Origin of the sequence: Dietzia sp. PP-33 (genome assembly GCF_033790845.1) — a bacterium.
Lineage (GTDB): Bacteria > Actinomycetota > Actinomycetes > Mycobacteriales > Mycobacteriaceae > Dietzia.
Genome location: NZ_JAMYEI010000007.1, coordinates 99,112 through 112,528, shown reverse-complemented (window position 1 = coordinate 112,528; position 13,417 = coordinate 99,112). Strand labels below are relative to the sequence as shown.

Sequence of the window (13,417 nt, the reverse complement as noted above, 5' to 3'; positions counted from 1 at the left end):
GCCCGGAAGTCCATGCTGCCCTCGCTGGGACCCGCCCCCAGTCGCAGATCGAGACGGTCCGGGGTCGTCGCCGGCACCGCTCACCCGTCGAGCACGAGGATCAGATCTCCCGCCTCCACCTGGGTCACTCCGGCGACGGCGATCCGTGTGACGGTGCCACCCCGGGGGGTGGTGATCGCGGCCTCCATCTTCATCGCCTCGATGTTCGCGATGGCCGCTCCCGGTTCGACCACGTCACCGAGGTCGACGGTGATGGTGACGACTCCGGCGAAGGGAGCCGCGACATGACGATCGTTGCCGCTCTCGGCCTTCTCGACGGCGGGGACGTCGACGCTCACGGACCGGTCGCGGACCTGCACGGGGCGGATCTGACCGTTGAGGATGCACATGACGGTGCGGTAACCGTGGTCGTCGGGTTCTCCGATGGCCTCCAGGCCGATGAGGAGCTCGACCCCGGGTTCGAGCTGGACGCGGTGCTCGTCGCCGTTGCGCAGTCCGTAGAAGAATTGATTCGACGACAGCCTGGAGGTGTCGCCGTAGCGGTCGCGGTGGTCGTTGAACTGCTCGGTCGGCTCGGGGAACAGCAGGCGGTTCAACGTCTGCTGCCGGGCTCTCCCGGGGGTGGTCAGAGCGATGTGCTCGGCATCGCTGAGCGGCACGGCCGGTCGTGGGGTCGGCCGGCCCTGGAGCGCGTTGCCGCGCAGTGGCTCGGGCCATCCACCGGCGGGCTCGCCCAGTTCCCCGTTGAGGAACCCGATGACCGAATCGGGGATGTCGTAACCGGTCGGGTCGACCTCGAACTCCTCGGTGGTGATCCCGCGGCCGACCAGGGTGAGGGCGAGGTCGCCGACCACCTTGGACGACGGGGTGACCTTGATCAGGCGCCCGAGCATCCGGTCGGCGTCGGCGTAGGCGTCCTCGATCGCCTCGAACCGGTCGGCGAGCCCCATCGAGATGGCCTGCTGTCGCAGATTGGACAGCTGGCCACCGGGGATCTCGTGAGTGTAGACGCGACCGGTCGGCGCGGGGATCCCGGATTCGAACGGTGCGTACACCTTGCGCACGGCCTCCCAGTAGGGCTCCAGGGCACACACCGAGCCCAGATCGAGTCCGGTGTCGCGGTCGGTGTGCGCGGTCGCGGCCACGATCGCCGACAGCGCGGGTTGGCTCGTCGTTCCCGCGAGCGCGGCGCTCGCCCCGTCGACGGCGTCCGCGCCGGCCTCCCACGCGGCCAGGTAGGTGGCGAGCTGGCCTCCCGGGGTGTCGTGGGTGTGGACGTGGATCGGCAGGTCGAACTCGGAGCGCAGGGCGCCGACCAGGCGGGATGCGGCCGGCGCCCGGAGTAGTCCGGCCATGTCCTTGATGGCCAGCACGTGTGCCCCGGCGCGGACGATCTGCTCGGCGAGGCGCAGGTAGTAGTCGAGGGTGTACAGCTGCTCGGTCGGGTCGGACAGGTCGCCGGTGTAGCTCATCGCCACCTCGGCGACGGCGGATCCGGTCTCGCGGACCGCTTCGATGGCCGGGCGCATCGCGTCCACGTTGTTCAGGGCGTCGAAGACCCGGAAGATGTCCACACCCACCTCGGTGGCCTCCGCGACGAACGAGGTGGTCACCTCGTCGGGATAGGGGGTGTAGCCGACCGTGTTGGCGCCCCGGAGCAGCATCTGGAGACAGATGTTGGGAATCGCCTCGCGAAGCTGCGCCAACCGCTCCCACGGGTCCTCCTTGAGAAACCGCAGGGCCACGTCATAGGTCGCCCCTCCCCAGCACTCCACCGACAGCAGCTGCGGTGTCAGGACGGCCACGTGAGGTGCCACGGTCAGCAGGTCGTTGGTGCGCAGGCGGGTCGCCAGGAGTGACTGGTGCGCGTCGCGGAACGTCGTGTCGGTCACCCCCAGTTGCGGACGTGCCCGCAGATCGGCCGCGAACCCATCGGGGCCCAGGGTGAGCAACCGCTGCCGCGACCCCTCCGGCGGAACGGCCCCCTCACCACGACCGAGGTCGGGCAACTTGTCCCGCGGGTAAACCGACGCCGGGCGCTCGCCATGGGGCTTGTTCACCGTCACGTCCGCGAGGTAGGTGAGGATCCGGGTGCCACGATCGGCTGAGGGGCGCGCTCTCAACAACTGCGGGCGCTCCTCGATGAAGGAGGTGGTCGCAAGGCCTGCCCGGAAGTCGGGATCGTCCAGTACCGCCTGGAGGAACGACACGTTGGTGGCCACGCCGCGGATCCGGAACTCGGCGAGTGCCCGCCGCGCCCTGGCCATCGCGACCTCGAGCTCGGGGCCGCGGCAGGTGAGTTTGACCAGCATCGAGTCGAAATGGCCGGTCACCTCGGCACCGAGTGTGGCCCCGCCGTCGAGTCTCACCCCGGCCCCGCCGGGGGAACGGTAGGCCGTGATCCGGCCGGTGCCGGGACGGAAACCGTTTCCGGGGTCCTCGGTTGTGATGCGGCACTGCAGTGCGGTCCCGCGGATAGTGATCCGCTCCTGGCTCAGCCCGAGGTCCTCGAGCGTCTCCCCGGCGGCGATCCGCAGCTGCGCCCCCACCAGGTCGACGTCGGTGATTTCCTCGGTCACCGTGTGCTCGACCTGGATGCGCGGATTCATCTCGATGAACACATGCCGGCCGAGCTCATCGACGAGGAATTCCACCGTTCCCGCACACGAGTAACCGATGTGGCGGGCGAAGGCCACGGCGTCCGAGCACATCCGGTCGCGCAACTCCGTCGCCAGGTTGGGGGCCGGCGCCAGTTCCACGACCTTCTGGTGCCGCCGCTGAAGACTGCAGTCCCGCTCGTAGAGGTGCACCACATCCCCCCGGGCGTCAGCCAGGATCTGGACCTCGATGTGCCGTGGATCGATCACCGCCTGCTCGAGGAACACCGTCGGATCGCCGAACGCGGACTCCGCCTCCCGCGCCGCTGCACTGATCGCCTCCGCGAGATCCTCTTCCCGCTCGACGCGGCGCATTCCCCGGCCGCCACCACCGGCGACGGCTTTGACGAAGAGGGGGAACGTCATCTCCGCCGCGGCCCTCAGCAACTCCCCGGGATCGGTCGACGGTGGCGAGGACGCCAGTACGGGCAGGCCGGCCTCATGTGCGGCGGCGACCGCCCGGGATTTGTCACCCACCAGCTCCAGTACCCCCGTACGCGGTCCGATGAAGGTGATCCCCGCGTCCTCACACGCCGCCGCGAGATCCGGGTTCTCGGACAGGAAGCCGTAGCCGGGGTACACCGCGTCCGCGCCCGCGTGACGAGCGGTTCGGACGATCTCCTCCACCGAGAGGTACGCCCGGACGGGATGGCCGATCTCGCCGATCTGATACGACTCGTCCGCCTTCAACCGGTGCACCGAGTTGCGGTCCTCGTAGGGGAACACCGCCACCGTGCCCGCGCCCAACTCGTATGCCGCACGGAACGCGCGGATCGCGATCTCTCCGCGATTGGCGACCAGGACCTTGGTGAACATCTGTGCTCCTCATCCGGCGTCGACCGACGGCAGTATCCGGGAAGCTACTCCGATGCCCGGGCTCGCACCTGCTGCCCGTCGGTTCTTGTCGGAAGTGAGACAGCGGGGAGTGCCCGTGTCGTCCCGGCTGCCGTGATACGAGCCGTCACCGCGGGTCGCGAACCTCCGAGTCGTGCCCGACCAGCGCGCGGACCGTCTCCGGTCGCTGGGCGGCGTGCACCAGCGCCGGCTTGGCCTCGCCCAGGTGCTCGAGCACCGGGGTGACCGAGGACCAGAATCGACTCAGCGAACTCAGGCCGTCGTTCTCCGCGAGGGCCTGCGCGCGCTCGGCTCGGGTGTCGTCGGAGCGGGTCGGGTGGTGGGCGGAGCGCTTGCCCTCGATCTTGTCGTCCTTGCGCTGGGAGATCACGTAGCCGAGCGCGAACGCCACACTCCGTGGCATCCGTCCGGACAGGAGCACGTCGGCCTCGGGATAGTCGTCCAGCACCTGCTCTACCGCGCCGGAGAGCTCCTCCACGATCCGCGCGAACGCCCGACGGTCGATCTGCCGACCGCTCGCCCCCGGGTACCACCGGCCCGCCGGGAGGGACCAGGGCCGGAGGGTCTCGACGCCGTCGGTCGTGGCGGTGGGACCCACGACGACGACGAGGTCCGCCGTCGCGCGCAGGGGATGCTGCGCATCGACCTCGGATACGGCTGCCCCGCCGTCGAGCTGGAGCGAGAGCCAGACGCGACCCACGGCCGCCCGGTCCCCGGGGACGGCATTCGAGGGCGCGCCGACTTCAGGGGGCACGGCGCCGAGCGTGACCATGGACAGCTCCGAATCCGGTCGGCTGCGGCGGGATCGCCACCGGCGCTCGGCCCACATGTCGTCGCCGTCGTCGAAGTACACCGTCCGCACGCCGGTATCCCCTCCGGGTAGTCGCCGCCGACGTGCGCTCGTGGGCAGCTCCGCAAGGTGGGTGCGCTCGCGCAGGAGGGTGTCGTACCCCACTGCCAGGGCGGCGGGGAACGCCAGGTTGGGGGCCAGGACGTAGCCGGTCGCGTCGTCGTCGTCGTTCATCGCACGTTCGAGCTCGTCCGAGATGTGGTCGACCTCGCGCCGCAGGTCCACGACCTCGTAGTCGGTGCCGAACCACCCGGTCGCGGAACGGAAGTCCAGACTCCGGGCGTTGGCCACGTCCACGGCGGCGCGCATCCGGTCCGCGGTCTCGGCCGGGAGCAGCCGCAGGTAGTAGAGGGTGCCGTTGTGGGCGATCATCCAGGCGCGGACGGCCATCGCCGTGATGAGCACCGCCAGGGTCCCGACGAACCAGGCGAGGCGGGAGGGGGAGGTGCACTCCTGCGACCACAGATCCGGCACCGCCGAGATGCTGCAGGCCGCGTCGCGGGTGATGAGATCCTCCGCGACCAGACCGCCGAACGCGGTGGTCAGGGCGACCGTGATGGCGATGAGGGTTTCCAGGATGAACACTGGAAGAGGCTAGCGGGATGCGCTGCGTGCGTACCACCGGCCGGCATCCGCAGGAGCGCCTGTCCGCACCGACCACAGGCGCTCCCGGGCATGAACTCGCGCGCGCGCCGCGGGGCGGGCCGGCGAGCATCGGGGGGAGCGGGAGCACCCGACCCGTTGCCCGGCACTCTTGTCGGTCGATCTGCAGGCCTGCCGGAATGGGCGAGACGACGACGAAGCTCCGCACCTAGAGTGGACGCATGACCAGCTCGGTGTCCCGCGTCCCCCGCCTCCTGCTCGTGGTGCTGCTCGGCGCCGCGGCCCTTCTGTTGCTCCTGATGCCGTTCGCTCCGGCCCGCGCCCAGGCCCCCGCACCCGCACCCGCCGAGTCTCAGCTGGTCAGCGTCGGCGTCGACGACCGCGCCGGGGTGCTCTCGGACGGGGACAAGGAACTCCTCCGCACCGAGACCGGACGCATCGCGTTCCCGCCGCAGGTGCGGCAGGTCGAGTACCTGGTCTTCGACGACGGGGACGACAACCTCAATGACACGACCGAGCGTTTCGCGCAGGACGAGCGGCCGGATCTCGTGTCGGAGGACAGGGAGAAGTGGGCGCCCGGGACCCTGATCGTGGCTAACGACGCGGAGGCGCGACAGGTCGGCATCTACTGCGGGGACGACGTGTGCGCGGCGCTCGACGTCTTCGAGGGCCCGCATCTCGACGGGTCACTCGAGGCGATGAAGGACCCGATGCGGCGCGACAACCACGCGGTGGGGCTGCTGGCGGGTGCGCAGGCGGCGGCCGACCCCACGGTCGTGGCCGCGGAGCCCGAGGGCGCGCCGGCCTGGCTGCCGTGGGCTCTCGGCGGAGTGGGGGTCGTGGCCGCGGGCGCGATCGGTGCCGCCGTCGCGGCGAGCCGGAAGAAGAAGGCGACGACGGCGAGGGAGCGCTACGACCGGGTCTCCCGCGAGTACGGGCGGGTCGCGGGGGAGCTGGACGGTCTGGACATCCGCGCTAATTCACTGACCTCCCCGCTGGCCGACGACGAGCTGCGGTCGCAGTGGGCGGACGTGCGGGACCGGTTCCTCGCGCTGGACACGGTCATGGGCCGGATCGGTGAGCTGCGGCCGGAGTCGAAGGATTCCGAGTTCCGCGACAAGGCCGACGACATCGAGACCGCGCACACCACGGTCGATCAGATGGAGACCGCAGAGAGGAACATCGACCAGCTCTTCCGTATGGAGCAGGGTGACGCCGACGTGCGCCGTCGCCAGCTCGGTGAACTCCACGAGGACATGCTCGCCGCCGCGCTGGGAACGGAGGACGAGAGGCTTGCCGCCGAGGCCAGGGCCCTGGACGCACGTGCGGACGAGCTCTCCCGGGACACGCGGGCGGCCGACTTCATGGACCGCTACGCGAGGCTCGTGGTCGATTACCGTCTAGTGGTCGAGGCGATCCGGGCCCGCGAGATGTCGGACGTCGAGGCGGCGGACGACGCGGACGACCGCCACGCGCCGAGGTTGTACGACCGCGACTGGCGAGCCGGGTACGGCTACAACGGCTTCGTGCCCTTCTACGTGGTCTCCAGTTGGCACGCCCAGGACGTGCAGGCGGCCGCGGCGGCGAGTTCCACCAACACGAGCTACTCGAACGCCTCGTTCTCCGGCGGCGGCGGGTCGAGCGGGTACTGACCCGCGGGGGCGGTCAGCTCTCCCGGATCTCCACCGACTCGATCGTGTGCAGCGTCTGCGGGGCCCCCTGCGCGCTGCCGTCGTCCTCGATCGCCGTGACCGTCTCCATCCCCTCGGTGACGGTGCCGAAGAGGCTGTAGTCCGGCGGCAGGGAGACACCCGAGTCGCCGGTGACGATGAAGAACTGCGAGCCGTTGGTGTCCGGGCCGGCGTTCGCCATGGCCATCGATCCGACCTCGTACTCGCCGTCCGCGGGGAGCTCGTCGGCGAACTGGTAGCCCGGGCCGCCGCTGCCGGTGCCCTGCGGGTCGCCGCCCTGGATCATGAAACCGGGGATCACGCGATGGAAGGTGACGCCCTCGTAGTACTTGTTGCGGGCCAGGAACACGAAGTTGTTGACGGTCTCCGGGGCCTTCTCCTCGAGAAGGTCCACGGTGACCGGACCGGCGTCGGTGGTGATGACGGCGGAATAGTCGACGCCGGGGGTCAGACACATCGGCGGGGCCGACTCGAACGAGGTGGTGCTTTCGGCCGTGCCCTCGGTGGGCGGGCACTCGACCGCGGTTGCCTCGGACGTGTCGCCGTCGGACGAGGCGCTCCCGGACTGCGCCGCCGCGCTCGTGCCGGTGGCCGCCGTGTCCTCGGTGGTCGGCTCGTCGGATCCGCACCCGGCGAGCACCAGGGGCACTGACAGCGCCAGGACCCCGAGAGCGGAGCGGACAGTCGGACGGGGACGGGTGGCAGCGGTGAGGTGCATGGCTCGAGACTAGAGGTATCGACGGGATCGGCCGCGTCCACGCGTGCCGGGTCCACACGGGTGGCCCCCGGTTCCGCGTGGTGGGCGGGGTCGGCCCGGCCCGCCGGGTACGATCGACCCGGCTTTCGACTAGCGTCGGCGCGACGCGCGACGTGCACAAAGGGCGGACAGTGAACGGCCGTCGGGACGGGGACTCATCCACATGCAACACCACGGCCACCACGAACTGGTCGACGAGGTCGAGCGGTCGGTCGCCGGGCTCGCGGATCCGCTCGGGCGGGAATGCCTCCAGCGGATCATCCTGCCCCGGGCGGGTGAGCCCCTCGACGTGAGGTCCCTCTACCTCGCCGAGGCCCCCACCAACGCCCGCCGCGCGCATTCGACCGGCCGGACCACGCTGGGCGTCGGCGCGGACTCCGAGGTCTCCTTCGCCACCTACTTCAACGCCTTCGCGGCGGCCTACTGGCGGCGGTGGACCGTGTTGGAGAAGGTGATCCTGCGTCTGACGATCCGCGGCGCCGGTCGCGTGGACCTCTACCGGTCCAAGATCGACGGTTCCCGCATCGCGGTCACCGGCGACGTGGTCGGTGAGCCGGGCGAGGCGGGCGCGGACCGGGTGACGACGGTCGAGTTCGCCTGTGACCTGGGCCCGTTCGAGGACGGCGGCTGGATCTGGTTCGACCTCACCTCCGACACGGACGTGGAGCTGCTCGCCGGCGGCTGGTACTCGGCCGTGGACGCGCCGGCCACCCGCCCCGACGCGGGTCCGGACGGCGCTCCCGACCCGTCGGTGCAGGTGCCCAACGACCGTCGGGTGACCGTGGGGATCCCCACCTTCAACCGCCCCGGGGACGCCGTGGCCGCTCTCCGGGCACTGACCTCCGATCCCGAGGTGGACGCGGTCCTGGACGCGGTGCTCATGCCGGACCAGGGCGAGAAGAAGGTGCGTGACGAGCCGGGGTTCGCCGAGGCGGCCGAGTACCTGGGCGAGCGCCTGCGGATCTTCGACCAGCCCAACCTGGGCGGATCGGGTGGCTACAGCCGCATCATGTACGAGGCCCGGCGGCTCACGGACTCGCCGTACATCCTGTACATGGACGACGACATCGAGATCGAGCCCGACTCGATCCTGCGGGCCCTGGCCTTCGCGCGCTTCTCCACCGTCCCGATGCTGGTCGGCGGCCAGATGCTCAACCTGCAGGAGCGCAGCCACCTCCACACCATGGGCGAGGTGGTGGGGGCCCACGACTTCATGTGGACCGCGGCCCCGCACGCGGACTACGACTACGACTTCTCCCGGTACCCCCTCACGGACCGGGAGAACCCCAAGGAACTCCACCGCCGGATCGACGTGGACTACAACGGCTGGTGGATGTGCCTGATCCCGCGCGTGGTCGCCGAGAAGATCGGTCAGCCGCTGCCGCTGTTCATCAAGTGGGACGACGCGGAGTACGGACTCCGGGCGCGGCGCGCCGGCCACCCCACGGTGTCGATGCCGGGCGTGGCGATCTGGCACATGGCGTGGTCGGACAAGGACGACGCGATCGACTGGCAGGCCTACTTCCACCTGCGCAACCGCCTGGTGGTGGCCTCGCTCTACCACGACGGCGACCACAAGGGGATCATGCAGTCCAGCCTCAAGGCGCTGGTCAAGCACCTGGTGTGCCTGGAGTACTCGACGGTGGCCATCCAGATCGAGGCCATCCGTGACTTCCTGCGCGGACCGGAGGCGCTCTACGAACTGCTGCCGGCCGCGCTTCCCAAGGTGCGGGCGATGCGCGCGCAGTTCTCCGACGCGGTCGTCATCCCCTCGGCGGTGGACCTGCCCGCCCCCTCCGGGGGACCGGCCGGGATCCACTCCGAGCCCAGGGGTAGGGCAGGCAAGGTCCTCGCCCTGGCCAAGGGCCTCACCCACACCCTGAGTCGCGACGACAAGGTGCACCACGCGGTGCCCCAGGCCAACTTCCCGCCCGTCGAGGCGCGCTGGTACTCGCTGAGCAGGGTCGACGGCGCCACCGTCACCACCGCCGACGGGCGCGGTGTGGTCTACCGCAAACGCGACCGCGACCTGGCCGGGTCCCTGTTCAAGGAGTCGGTGGCCGTGCACCGCGAGCTCTACCGCCGGTTCCCGGAGATGCGCCGGCGCTACCGTGACGCGCACACCGAACTCGTGACCAAGGAGGCCTGGAGCCGTGTCTTCGACGCCTGAGACCGCACGCGGGCCGGCCGACCCCGATGGCGCCGGTGGCGCGGCTCCGACGGTGGAGATCCCCGTGCCCGGCGGAGAGGTCAGGCTGCTGGCCGGCATCCAGCGCAGGCTCCTGGCGGTGCCCGGTTCGCGTGGGGCGGCCCTGTCGCTCTCCCACGTCGGGGAGCACGCGCTGGGCTGGGTGGCGATCTCCGCCGTCGGCGTGGTGGCGGATCCGGCCCGCCGGGGCGGATGGGCGATGGTCGGGGTCGGCAGCTTCGGGGCGCACGCGGTCTCCGTCGTCGTCAAGAGGGTCGTCCGACGCCGGCGCCCCGACCACCCCCTGGTCACCGTCGGCGTGGGTACGCCCTCGTCGCTGAGCTTTCCCTCCTCCCACGCCACCTCGACCACCGCGTTCGCCCTGCTCGCCGGAGCGGTGAGCGGCGTCCCCGTGGCGCCCGCCCTCGTTCCGGTGATGCTGGCGTCCAGGCTCGTGCTGGGCGTCCACTACCCTTCGGATGTGTTCGCCGGCGCCGCTGTCGGCGCGGGCTGCGCGGCGCTCACCCGAGCCGTCTGGCCCACCGACGCCGTCCAACGCGCACTGCCGGAGGCGCTCCGTGACGGCGCACGCGGACCGCGCACCACCCTGACCCCCGAGGAGAATCGATGACCGATCAGACCGGAGTCCCGGCCGCCCGGGGCGGGGGCGATCACCACCACCTCCTCGGCTCGGAGCCGCACACCGCCAACGAGATCGACCTCGCGGAGGCGGAGGAGGAGGCCAAGGGCTCCCCGCCCAAGAACCTGCTCGACGGCATGGTCAAGGCCCTCAGGCCGCGCCAGTGGGTCAAGAACGTCCTGGTCGTCGCGGCGCCCGCCGCCGCCGGTTCGCAGACGCTCACCGACACGAACGTGCTGTTCTCGGTCTTCATCGCGTTCGTGGCGTTCTGCATGGCCGCCTCCAGCGTCTACCTGATCAATGACGCGATGGACGTCGAGGCGGACCGCGCGCACCCCACCAAGCGCTTCCGGCCCATCGCCGCCGGGGTGCTCCCGGTGGGTCTGGCCTACGGCATGGCCGTGTTGCTGATCATCGCGTCGATCGGCATCTCGCTGCTGTTCACGCACCCGGCGCTGGCGATCGTCGTGGCCGTGTACATCGTGCTGCAACTGATGTACTGCTTCGGTCTCAAGCACCAGCCGGTCCTCGACATCGCCTTCGTCTCCTCCGGTTTCCTGCTGCGCGCGGTGGCCGGCGGTGCGGCGGCCGAGGTCGAGATCTCCCAGTGGTTCCTGCTGGTCATGGCGTTCGGTTCGCTGTTCATGGCGGCCGGCAAGCGATACGCCGAGCTCAGCCTGCACCTGAAGACCGGGGCCAAGATCCGCAAGGCGCTGGAGAGCTACACGCCCACCTACCTGCGGTTCGTCTGGACGCTCTCGGCCACCGTCCTCGTGCTCTGCTACGCCCTCTGGGCGTACGACCGCGGTTCCGACCCCACGCAGCCGTCCGGGTCCGCCGTGTGGCTGCAGATCTCGATCGTGCCGTTCACCATCGCGGTGCTGCGCTACGCGGTCGACGTCGACGCCGCCCAGGCCGGTGAGCCCGAGGACATCGCGCTCGGGGACCGCGTCCTGCAGGTGCTGGCCGCGCTGTGGGTCCTGACCGTGGTGATCGGCGTCTACATCGTGCCGTCCATCGCCTGACCGGGAAGGGCGGGCGATGTCGGAGGTGACCGGGGAGCGTTCGGCAGCGGAGCCGACCTCGTCGACCGGGTCCGCACCGGCCACGACGCGGCCGAGGATCGAGCCGGCGGTCTTCTGGACCGGTCTCGTCGTGGTGGTGGCGGTCTTCCTGGCCGGTGCCTGGCAGCGGCGGTGGATCGCCGACGACGGGCTGATCGTCCTGCGCACGGTCCGCAACCTCATCGCCGGCAACGGTCCCGTCTTCAACGCGGGGGAGCGGGTCGAGTCCAACACCTCCACCCTGTGGACCTATCTCGTCTACCTCACCCACGAGGTGGTGGGCTACCGGCTCGAGCTGGTGGCGCTGGGCCTGGCGCTGACGCTGAGCATGGTCGCGGTCGCGTGCGCGATGCTCGGGACCCGCGTGATGTACCGCGGGACCCGGCACGCCCGCGTGGGCGGGCCGGTGCTGTTGCTCCCGCTGGGCGTGGTGGTCTACATCATGCTGCCGCCCGCCCGGGACTTCGCCACCTCCGGCCTGGAGACGGGGCTGGTGATCTGCTGGATCGGCGTCATGTGGCTGGGCATGCAGCGGTGGGCGCGGGCCTCGCACCGCGAGGGTCGGGCCGGCCTGCCCACGGCGGGAACGGCCCTCGTCGCCCTGGTCGCCGGGCTGGGGCCCCTGGTGCGGCCGGAACTGGCGCTGGCATCGGTCGTGTTCCTGGCACTGTTGGCGGCGGCCGGGCAGTCGTGGCGGCACCTGGGCTGGCTGGTGGTGATCGCGGGGACCGCCCCGGTGGTGTACCAGATCTGGCGGATGTCCTACTACGCCCTGCCCTATCCGTTGACCGCCGTCGCCAAGGACGCGGGCGGTTCCAAGTGGGACAAGGGCGTCGAATACCTGTGGGACCTGCTGTCGCCGTACGTGTTGCTGCTGCCGCTGGTGATGATCCTGGCCGCGGGGCTGGTGTCACTGTGGGCGGCGCGACGCACCGCCGCCGCGCGGGTCCAGGCCACGGGACCGCATGACGACGACGACGAGGTGGGCCGGCTGCTCCGCCTGCGCAGCCGGGTCCGCTCGACCCCGGTCGTCACGATCGCCTTCCTGTTGGTCGCGGTGATCATGTTGGCCTACGTCACCCGCGTGGGCGGGGACTTCATGCACGGCCGCGTGCTGCTGCCGTCCCTGTTCCTGTTCCTCCTGCCGGTCTCGGTGGTCCCGCTCCCGCTCGGGCCCGCTCGGGGGGCGGACGAGGCCCGTGTGCGGCGGGTGACCGTCCCGGTGGTCGCCGGTGCGTGGCTCGTCGTCGTCGGGTGGGCGGTGACCGTCGAGGTGGTCCAGGACCCGTTCCGCGCCGAGCCGGAGTCCATCACGTCCGCGGGGATCGTCGACGAGCGGCAGTTCTACATCCAGCGCACGGGCCACAAGCACCCGCTGCTGGCCGACGACTACCTGGACTTCCCGCGGATGCGGGCGCTGGTGCGGGACGTCTCGTCCAACCGGACGGGGGCGGTGTTCCTGCCCGTCCCGGGCGTCCAGGACCGGTGGGACGTGGTGTCCTACGACCGCCCGATGCCGGGTCTGGCGCCGTTCGAGCTGCCCGTCGATCCCTTCAAGACGGTCGTGTTCCTCAACCTGGGAATGACCAGCATGAATCTCCCGCTCGACGTGGACGTCTACGACACCGTGGGTTTGGCGTCGCCCCTGGCCGCCCACACCGACCGCATGGAGGACGGGCGGATCGGACACGACAAGTTCCTGCCGTACGACTGGGTCCTGGCGCGCACCGGAGTGGTCGAGGACCCGGTCAACTTCCCGCGGTGGATCGACGTCAACTGGGTGAACCAGGCCGAGGTGGCGCTCCAGTGCCCTGCCACGCAGGCGTTGATCGACTCCTACACGGGCCCGTTGACACTGGAGAAGCGCTGGTCCAACCTGGTAAATGCATTCTCATTCGCCGAGTACCGGATCAACAGAATCCCTGCGTACGAGGTGCAGAGGTGCGGACTGCCCATGCCGGAGAAAGTGGAGAAGTACCAGGGCACTCGGTAGGGTGGCGCCTACTGTTATCTCGAATCGGTAACAGTCGGGGGTCGATTCGACCTCTGACCTGTAACACCTGTCCCAGAATGCGCGACAGTAACGATGTCGCAGTTCCGGTCCTCCCCTGG

At 70.4% G+C, this 13,417-nt stretch carries 8 protein-coding genes; 5 read left to right on the top strand and 3 right to left on the bottom strand.

Annotated features, from left to right (window positions below; all coding sequences use genetic code 11):
- Window positions 1-80: 80 nt before the first annotated feature.
- Entirely contained in the window at window positions 81-3,473 is a 3,393-nt protein-coding gene (locus tag NJE57_RS13165) for a pyruvate carboxylase (protein ID WP_319028907.1), read from the bottom strand.
- A 145-nt stretch (window positions 3,474-3,618) separates the two neighbouring features.
- On the bottom strand, window positions 3,619-4,947 hold the full coding sequence (locus NJE57_RS13160) for a hypothetical protein (protein ID WP_319028906.1): 1,329 nt from the start codon (window positions 4,945-4,947) through the stop codon (window positions 3,619-3,621).
- A gap of 239 nt (window positions 4,948-5,186) precedes the next feature.
- Between NJE57_RS13160 and NJE57_RS13155 the strand changes: the two genes are divergently transcribed.
- Complete coding sequence (locus tag NJE57_RS13155; RefSeq protein WP_319028905.1) at window positions 5,187-6,617, top strand: DUF5129 domain-containing protein; 1,431 nt, start codon at window positions 5,187-5,189, stop codon at window positions 6,615-6,617.
- 13 nt (window positions 6,618-6,630) lie between these two features.
- Here the strand turns inward: NJE57_RS13155 and NJE57_RS13150 are convergent, their stop codons facing one another.
- Window positions 6,631-7,374 (bottom strand): peptidylprolyl isomerase, encoded by a 744-nt coding sequence (locus tag NJE57_RS13150; protein WP_319028904.1) that lies wholly within the window; start codon window positions 7,372-7,374, stop codon window positions 6,631-6,633.
- A gap of 202 nt (window positions 7,375-7,576) precedes the next feature.
- Here NJE57_RS13150 and NJE57_RS13145 point away from each other — a divergent pair, with 202 nt between their 5' ends.
- Genes NJE57_RS13145 through zomB form a run of 4 tightly spaced genes read left to right on the top strand, consistent with a single transcriptional unit; the run spans window position 7,577 to window position 13,298 of the window.
- Complete coding sequence (locus tag NJE57_RS13145) at window positions 7,577-9,583, top strand: glycosyltransferase (RefSeq protein WP_319028903.1); 2,007 nt, start codon at window positions 7,577-7,579, stop codon at window positions 9,581-9,583.
- On the top strand, window positions 9,567-10,232 hold the full coding sequence (locus NJE57_RS13140) for a phosphatase PAP2 family protein (RefSeq protein ID WP_413464411.1): 666 nt from the start codon (window positions 9,567-9,569) through the stop codon (window positions 10,230-10,232). Before NJE57_RS13145 ends, NJE57_RS13140 begins: the two co-directional genes overlap by 17 nt.
- Window positions 10,229-11,266 (top strand): decaprenyl-phosphate phosphoribosyltransferase, encoded by a 1,038-nt coding sequence (locus tag NJE57_RS13135; protein WP_319028902.1) that lies wholly within the window; start codon window positions 10,229-10,231, stop codon window positions 11,264-11,266. The genes NJE57_RS13140 and NJE57_RS13135 overlap by 4 nt, the downstream gene beginning before the upstream one ends.
- Window positions 11,267-11,282: 16 nt before the next feature.
- Window positions 11,283-13,298 (top strand): flagellar motor control protein ZomB, encoded by a 2,016-nt coding sequence (zomB, locus tag NJE57_RS13130; RefSeq protein WP_319028901.1) that lies wholly within the window; start codon window positions 11,283-11,285, stop codon window positions 13,296-13,298.
- Window positions 13,299-13,417 lie beyond the last annotated feature (119 nt).

Bases quoted from the DNA above. Each gene is read 5' to 3' on its own strand.
- NJE57_RS13145 (WP_319028903.1), top strand. From the start codon at position 7,577: ATGCAACACCACGGCCACCACGAACTGGTCGACGAGGTCGAGCGGTCG.
- NJE57_RS13135 (WP_319028902.1), top strand. From the start codon at position 10,229: ATGACCGATCAGACCGGAGTCCCGGCCGCCCGGGGCGGGGGCGATCAC.
- NJE57_RS13150 (WP_319028904.1), bottom strand. From the start codon at position 7,374: ATGCACCTCACCGCTGCCACCCGTCCCCGTCCGACTGTCCGCTCCGCT.
- NJE57_RS13155 (WP_319028905.1), top strand. From the start codon at position 5,187: ATGACCAGCTCGGTGTCCCGCGTCCCCCGCCTCCTGCTCGTGGTGCTG.
- NJE57_RS13165 (WP_319028907.1), bottom strand. From the start codon at position 3,473: ATGTTCACCAAGGTCCTGGTCGCCAATCGCGGAGAGATCGCGATCCGC.
- zomB (WP_319028901.1), top strand. From the start codon at position 11,283: ATGTCGGAGGTGACCGGGGAGCGTTCGGCAGCGGAGCCGACCTCGTCG.